Genomic DNA, 6,885 nt, shown 5'->3' on the forward strand with positions numbered 1-6,885 from the left:
GCCAGGGACAAGGGACTTGGTTCAATTCTGAACAGCAGCCGGAGGTGGATCAGCGTCCGGGCGGCAGGTCCAGCAGCCAGAGATCGCAGTTCCCGCTGCGGGTGGTGGCATAGACAGCACGGTTGCCGTCCGGCGAGAACCGCGGGCTGAGCACTCCGCCGGAATCGCGGGAAAGGGGACGGATCGCACCGTCGCCCGTGCTGAGCAGATACAGCTCGCCGTCGCGCACCAGCAGCACCCTGTCGCCCCCGGGGCTGATATCGGCGTCCTCGCAGCCCGGGGGTCCGGTTTCGATCAACGCGCCGGATTCGGTGGAATAGCGTATCAGTACGGGAGTTGAACCGGCGAAGGAAGTGAACAGCAGTTCCCTGCCGTCAGAACTCCAGCGGGGAAACATCGGGTAGCGCTCGGGACCGACCACCTCGACAGCCGTTGTATCCATAGGGCCGAGAGTCATGACCATCAGCCGCAGTTCCCTGTCGTGCTTGGCAATGTAGGCGATTTTCGACTCCAGCGGATGGAAGGCGGGCATCCATTCATCCGCCGACGATTTAGTCAGGCGGACAGCTTCTCTGGGGTCTTGAGCCAGGTCCACCAGCCAGATATCCCGGCTTCCGGAGCGCTCGCTCCAGAAGGCGAGGCGGGTGCCGTCCGGGTTCCAGACCGGGGTGCGCCCGCCGTTGTAGGTAATCCTCTCGGCGAACCTGTTTTCCACTTCAGCCACCCAGATTTCCGGATCGCCGGAGCGGTATGACGTATACGCCAGCCGCCGTCCCGAGGGACTGAATTCACCTTCCCAGTCGGTGCGCTCACTGAGCGTAAACTGCTCGGGACTGCCGATCACGTGAACAACAGTCCGGGCGCGCCCGGCCAGGGAATCGCCGCTGAAAGCCTCGATCGTAATCCGGTGGCTGGCGTAACTCAGCGCCTCCGCCGAGGTAACCAGCCCGGTCCCCAACTCGCCGTCCACATCAGAACTCCAGCGGAAACTTAATCCAGCGGGGTCGCCGCTCCAGCGCGCCACCATGCGTAGGCTGGCCCCGGAATAGACAGTCTCGGCGCCGGTGGGCTGGAGAATCCTCAACTCCGCCTCGAGGCCGGCGGCGTAAAAAGTAAGCGCGGCTAACGCTGCTGTCAGCATTGATTTACGATTCATCGCGGCAAACATATCCTTTCGCGCCCGGAAATCCCTCACCTGTTCTTATTCAGGACTTCATTGGTCAGGCTGAAATAATCCTCGGCCCCGGTGCTGTTGATCGCATATTCGAACACTGTCTTGCCGTAGCTCGGCGCCTCGCGCAGCCGGGTATTGACCCTGATTACGGTTTCGAACACCTTGTTGGGAAAATACTTGAGCAGAACTTTGTAGATTTCCTGGCTGAGGTTGGTTCGGACATCGTACTGAGTACTCAGAATACCCATCAACTCGAGATTGCCCTTGGTATACCGGTTGATTTCGCGCATCAGCTCGATTGTGTGGCGCGCTCCGTTCATCGCCAGGTAATCCATGCTGACCGGGATAATCACCTTGTTGGCCAGGGCCAGGGCGTTGATATTGACCAGGTTACGGCTGGGGGCGCAGTCGCAGATCAGGTAGTCGATATTGCGCAGGTCGCTGAGTGAGTTCCGCAGCACGAACTCACGCCCGTCGCGCTGGGCCAGGAACATTTCCGCGTCGTTCAGTTCCTTCCCCCCTGAAGGGATCAGGTACATGTTATCGCGAACGCGAGTGACCGTGGTTTTGCCGGTTTTGAGCAAGTCGGCCAGGCTTTTGCTGCTGTTGGTCGAGAACATCAGGCTGAGGTCGCCGTGGGCGTCGCAGTCGATCAGCATCACGCGCTTTCCGGCCAGAGCCAGCCCGTGGCCCAGGTTGATGGCGGTGGTGGTTTTCCCGGTACCGCCCTTGGAAGTAATAATCGCTATTTTGATCATGTATACACTTGCAGTCTAATGGCTTACGATCAGCAGGGCCGTCCCGTCAACGGTCTGTTCACCGCCGGGCTCATTTCTTTTTGCTGCCCTTGATAATTTTCAGCGCTTCGTTGATTTTGAGGCTGGCTTTCGTCAGGTCCATCGTCCCCGCCCGGTCGAACTCCTGCTCATCCCTGTCCAGAACCGGGTACGGTTTGCTGCCGGTCTGGCTGCGGCGCAGCTTCTCGTAGCGTGCCCGGTCCAGCTTGGCGGTTTCCTGCTGGCCCTCACCCGCTTCGATAACCGTCAGCGACCGGCTGAAAAACTCACCCCCGCCGGCGGGAGTGACTATCGGCTTCTGTTCGATTTTCTGCCTTGGTTCGGTCAGTTCTTTCGCCCGGCGGTACATCGAACTGGCCTTTTCGGGCATGGCTTTCTTGTCGTAGAGGATACCGAGATTATAGTAGACTCTCGGATTGTCCTGCTGCAGGGCCATCACCCGCTCGAAACTTTCGATCGCCTGGTCGGTCTTTTCCAGGTTGTTATAGGCCTCGCCGAGCATGAACATGATGACCGGGTTGTCCGGGTCGATCTGCACGCCTTTTCTGAGCACGTTGATCGCATCGTTGTAGACACCTCTGCGGTAGAGCACCTGGCCCAGCCCCTGGTACGCCTCGGGGCAGTTCGGGTTGACCGAAATCGCCTTGCGGTAAAACCGCTCGGCGTCGTAGTAACGGGTAAGGCTGATGCAGCACTCACCGCTGGAGATCAGGATTTCCTCATTGGAGGGATCGAAGTCAAGGAATTGGCCGAATTTCTGGATTGCCAGCTGCCACTTACCCTGACGGTACTGTGACAGGCCCAGGCATTTGAGACTCTCGTTGTGCCGGCGGTTGAGCTGCAGCGCCCGCTCGAACTGGACCTCCGCCTGGGCGTAGTTGCCCGCCTTGAACATTTCCAGTCCGGACTGGAAATATCTCTCGAGGGGTCCGCTCACCTGCTCTTCGCCGGTTCCGCCAAATTTCATCTGCTCGCCCGCCCCTTGCCATTTCCAACAACTTTAATTATTTTAGCAACTTACGCAGGCACGATGCGCAAATTTACGGAATGGTTATTATATTATCAATGTTACACCGTTTCTATTGAAATTCAACTGTTTTGATTGTAGTTTTAGCGGTTATTTCGGGCATGAAACTAGTTCCAGCCCGTTGATTGGTAAACAGGCTCCGGCATCAGGATAACCAACTCCGTTGTCCGCTTTCGGGCGCTGGAATTGACCGCAGCCGGCAGATCGTTCGCACGGACAAAAATACGGTTGCCTGAAGAAACGTTTTACAGGAGAGAAAAGTGAAGAAAGACCTGCATCCCGAATACAAGAAATGCGTAGTGACCTGCGCCTGCGGAAACTCGTTCGAGACGCATTCGACCGTGGAAAAAATGCACCTGGATATCTGCTCCCAGTGCCATCCGTTCTATACCGGCAAGCAGAAACTGGTCGATACCGCCGGCCGTGTCGAGAAGTACATGCGTAAGTTCGAGAAAACAAAGAAGATGCGCGAGACCGCAGACAAGAAAAAAGTGGTGAAGCAGACCAAAACCGCGGATAGCGCCGAACAGGCCGCACCGCCGGCCGCCGAGTAAGCTCTCCGGCTGAACAGTTGCTCCGGGAGAATGGGTGATGTTGGGCAAGCCGAAAGAACTCAAGATGGGCGGCCAGGCGGTGATCGAGGGCGTGATGATGCGGGCCGAGGACAACTGGGCCGTGGCCGTGCGTAAACCCGACGGCACTATCGCCCTCAAAAAAGAAACCTGGCGCTCACTTAGCAAACGGCTCCGCTTGCTGGAGCTGCCCGTGCTCAGAGGAGCGCTCGTGCTGGTGGAAACTCTGTTCCTGGGTGTGCGGGCATTGAGCTTTTCGGCGGAAGCTGCATCAGAGGAGGAGTCCGAATCGGCACAGAACGAGACCGGATTCTGGTGGAAAGTGTCGATGGCCGGCACGGTCCTGTTCAGTCTGACGGCCGGGCTGGCGCTGTTTTTTTACCTGCCCCTGTTTCTCACCGAGCTGACCGGTATCGAAAATCCGTTCTGGTTCAATTTTGTCGACGGGCTGCTGCGCATGGCCGTGTTCATGGCTTACCTGCTGCTGATCTCCCGCTGGAAAGACATTCACAGGGTGTTCGAGTACCACGGCGCGGAACACAAAACTATCGCGACCTTCGAGAGCAAGCAGCCGCTGGACTGGATTCATATCAAGGATCACAGCCGGTTTCATCCCCGCTGCGGCACCAGTTTCGTGCTGATCCTGCTGCTGGTGAGCATCCTCGTTTTCCTCTTTTTCGGCAAACCCGATGTCTGGGCCGACCGGCTGGTACGCCTGTCCGTCGTGCCGCTGATCGCCGGGGTCAGCTACGAGCTGATCAAGCTCAGCGACCGTTTCCCAGCCAGCCTGCTGAGCAGAATCGCGGTCGCCCCCGGATTATGGCTGCAGAGAATCACCACCTACGAGCCCGATGAATCGCAGGTGGAAGTTGCCGTGGCCGCGCTGAGCGCCGCCATGGAGCTCGACCGGGAATTGATCGAAAGCGCGATGGCTCCCGCCGCCGCCGAAGGTTAGCTCCCCTCCCCCGCAGTACGTGACCCTGAGTATTTCCCGTTTCATTTAACCTTGTCGATTACCGAAAATGAACGAAAAAATACAAAGCGTACTGGATAGATACGCCGAGTTGGAACGGCTGATGGCCGACCCGGCGGTGATTTCCGACCCCTCTCGTCTGCAGGAGCTGGCCCGCGAACACGGCCAGCTCGGTCCCGTGGTCGAGACCTGGGGCAAGCTGCAAAAAACGCGCGGGGAAATCGAGGAGCACAGCCGGATAATCGACAGCGGCGAGGACCCGGAACTGGCCGAACTGGCCGGGGAGGAAATCGGATCGCTGCGGGAGGCTGAGAAGCAGCTTGCCGCCCAGTTCGAAGGTCTGCTGGTGCCGCCCGATCCGCTCGACAGGAAGGACATCATCATGGAAATCCGCGCCGGTACCGGAGGCGAGGAAGCCGCCCTGTTTGCCGGCGATCTGTTCCGCATGTACATCCACTATGTCGAATCCCAGGGCTGGAAACACGAACTGATCTCGATCAGCCAGGCCGGGCAGGGCGGGATGAAAGAGGTGGTATTCAATATCCGCGGCAAAGGGGTTTACGGACGGCTCAAATATGAAAGCGGCGTCCACCGCGTCCAGCGCGTGCCGGCTACCGAAACTTCCGGGCGAATCCACACCTCGGCGGCCACGGTGGCGGTGCTGCCCGAGGCCGAGGAAGTGGATATCGAGATCAGGGCCGAGGAACTCAAGATCGACGTTTTCCGCTCCAGCGGGCCCGGCGGCCAGAGTGTAAACACCACCGACAGCGCCGTGCGGATAACCTACCTGCCGACCAACCTGGTGGTCACCTGCCAGGACGAGAAGAGCCAGCATAAGAACAAGGCCAAGGCGATGAACGTGCTGCGCAGCCGCCTGCTCGACCAGAAAATCCAGGAGGTGGAAAGCGAGCGCGCCCGCGACCGCCGCCTGCAGATCGGCACCGGCGACCGCAGCGCCAAGATCAGGACCTACAATTTCCCGCAGTCCCGGGTTACCGATCACCGGATCGGGCTGAGCCTGCACAAGCTCGAAGCGATCCTGGGGGGCGATCTCGACGACCTGATCGACGCCCTGGCCGAGGCCGGGCACGAGGAAAAGCTGGCGGAAACTCACAAAGCAGCCAAATGAATTGATACCCGCGGCGAGTTTTGAAACGGGTTCGCCGATCGGCGAACTCGTTTTTTTTGCCGACTTTTTTTTCTCGTTTGGAATTGATAATGCTTCTCAATTTTTATATTGTTATTCATTGCCTAGAGTATAGCCAATTGCCAATCTGTCGACTGGAGGCGGAAGATGTTCGAGGTAAACGAGCTGCACCCGGTGATGATCCACCGCAGGCGGGGCATGGAGGAGGTCAACAGGACTCCGGGCGGCAAGAAACTGGCTCACCCGGCATCGCGCGCGGCGCGGATTTTCGCCGACACGGCGGATATCGATGAGATCAAGCCGCTGTACGAGGCCGGGATAATCAACGGCGTTACCACCAACCCGAGCCTGCTCAAGAAAGCCGGCGCTAAATCGTGGAGCCAGGCCAAAGAGATGCTGAGCAGCATTCTCAAGCTGATGGCGCCGAACCCGGTCAGCCTGGAACTGACCGAAACAGAACCGGATAAGATGGTGGCGCAGGCGGCCGAGCTGTTCGAGCTGGGGCCGGAGAACGCGGTGATCAAGGTTGCCGTCGGCGGTTACACGGCACTCGCTGAGCGCAACGACCGTCACACGGGACTGAAAGTGCTGCGCAGGCTCTGGGAGAAAGATATCCGGACCAACGCCACCCTGATATTCAACACCACCCAGGCGTTCTGGGCGGCCAACGCCGGGGCCACCTACGTGAGTCCGTTCATGGGCCGGCTGGCCGACTACATGTACAGGCATGACCTTCCGGAGCTGACGCCCGGCAACTCGCTCTACCACGTGGTTGACCACAAAAACTCCGCCGGCCGCCAGCAGGTGGCCAACTCCGAATACGTGGCCTCGGGCGGAGCGCGCAAGGATTCCGGGATCAGGCTGATCCGCGAGATCGCCGCCGCGTTCGCCAACTACGATATCCACTCGGAAATCCTGGCCGCCAGCGTGCGTAACGCCGTCCAGCTCACCGAGGTCCTGCTGGCCGGGGCGGATATTCTCACCGTACCGGCCGAGATCCTGACCACGGTTGCCGACCACCCGCTCTCCGATGAGGGCATGGTGAGGTTCGACCAGGACGCGCAGGTGTTTTCCGGGTAAAATATTAACCACTGCGGGGGAAAAAAACGGGGCTAATCGATTTTAAGGCGGCTGCGGAGTTCCTGCCGTAACTGACGGGTAAACTGTTCGATATTCTGCTGCTCGAACCGTTCCC

At 59.0% G+C, this 6,885-nt stretch carries 7 protein-coding genes; 4 read left to right on the forward strand and 3 right to left on the reverse strand.

The genetic code is table 11. The annotated features are described in order from the left end of the window. Positions 1 to 49: 49 nt before the first annotated feature. The 3 genes from FVQ81_10370 to FVQ81_10380 form a co-directional block, all read right to left on the reverse strand. On the reverse strand, positions 50 to 1,168 hold the full coding sequence (locus FVQ81_10370) for a hypothetical protein (GenBank protein ID MBW7996949.1): 1,119 nt from the start codon (positions 1,166 to 1,168) through the stop codon (positions 50 to 52). A gap of 23 nt (positions 1,169 to 1,191) precedes the next feature. Then, the gene (locus FVQ81_10375) at positions 1,192 to 1,932 is read right to left on the reverse strand and encodes a ParA family protein (protein ID MBW7996950.1); all 741 of its coding nucleotides are present in this window, start codon (positions 1,930 to 1,932) and stop codon (positions 1,192 to 1,194) included. A 70-nt stretch (positions 1,933 to 2,002) separates the two neighbouring features. Continuing rightward, on the reverse strand, positions 2,003 to 2,938 hold the full coding sequence (locus tag FVQ81_10380; protein MBW7996951.1) for a tetratricopeptide repeat protein: 936 nt from the start codon (positions 2,936 to 2,938) through the stop codon (positions 2,003 to 2,005). Positions 2,939 to 3,258: 320 nt separating this feature from the next. On the opposite strand from FVQ81_10380, the gene rpmE reads away from it, so the two are divergent. From rpmE to FVQ81_10400, 4 genes are all read left to right on the forward strand, one after another. Further along, positions 3,259 to 3,552 (forward strand): 50S ribosomal protein L31, encoded by a 294-nt coding sequence (rpmE, locus tag FVQ81_10385; protein ID MBW7996952.1) that lies wholly within the window; start codon positions 3,259 to 3,261, stop codon positions 3,550 to 3,552. Between the two features lie 37 nt (positions 3,553 to 3,589). Continuing rightward, positions 3,590 to 4,525, forward strand: a complete 936-nt coding sequence (locus FVQ81_10390) for a DUF1385 domain-containing protein (GenBank protein ID MBW7996953.1) — start codon at positions 3,590 to 3,592, stop codon at positions 4,523 to 4,525. A gap of 67 nt (positions 4,526 to 4,592) precedes the next feature. After that, positions 4,593 to 5,672, forward strand: a complete 1,080-nt coding sequence (gene prfA, locus FVQ81_10395; GenBank protein MBW7996954.1) for a peptide chain release factor 1 — start codon at positions 4,593 to 4,595, stop codon at positions 5,670 to 5,672. Positions 5,673 to 5,837: 165 nt separating this feature from the next. Then, complete coding sequence (locus FVQ81_10400) at positions 5,838 to 6,770, forward strand: hypothetical protein (protein ID MBW7996955.1); 933 nt, start codon at positions 5,838 to 5,840, stop codon at positions 6,768 to 6,770. Positions 6,771 to 6,885 lie beyond the last annotated feature (115 nt).

The sequence above is a fragment of the Candidatus Glassbacteria bacterium genome, assembly GCA_019456185.1.
GTDB lineage: Bacteria > Gemmatimonadota > Glassbacteria > GWA2-58-10 > GWA2-58-10 > JAJRTS01.

Coding starts and splice junctions, on each gene's coding strand:
- FVQ81_10370 (MBW7996949.1), bottom strand. CDS start 1,168: ATGTTTGCCGCGATGAATCGTAAATCAATGCTGACAGCAGCGTTAGCC.
- FVQ81_10375 (MBW7996950.1), bottom strand. CDS start 1,932: ATGATCAAAATAGCGATTATTACTTCCAAGGGCGGTACCGGGAAAACC.
- FVQ81_10380 (MBW7996951.1), bottom strand. CDS start 2,938: ATGAAATTTGGCGGAACCGGCGAAGAGCAGGTGAGCGGACCCCTCGAG.
- FVQ81_10390 (MBW7996953.1), top strand. CDS start 3,590: ATGTTGGGCAAGCCGAAAGAACTCAAGATGGGCGGCCAGGCGGTGATC.
- prfA (MBW7996954.1), top strand. CDS start 4,593: ATGAACGAAAAAATACAAAGCGTACTGGATAGATACGCCGAGTTGGAA.
- FVQ81_10400 (MBW7996955.1), top strand. CDS start 5,838: ATGTTCGAGGTAAACGAGCTGCACCCGGTGATGATCCACCGCAGGCGG.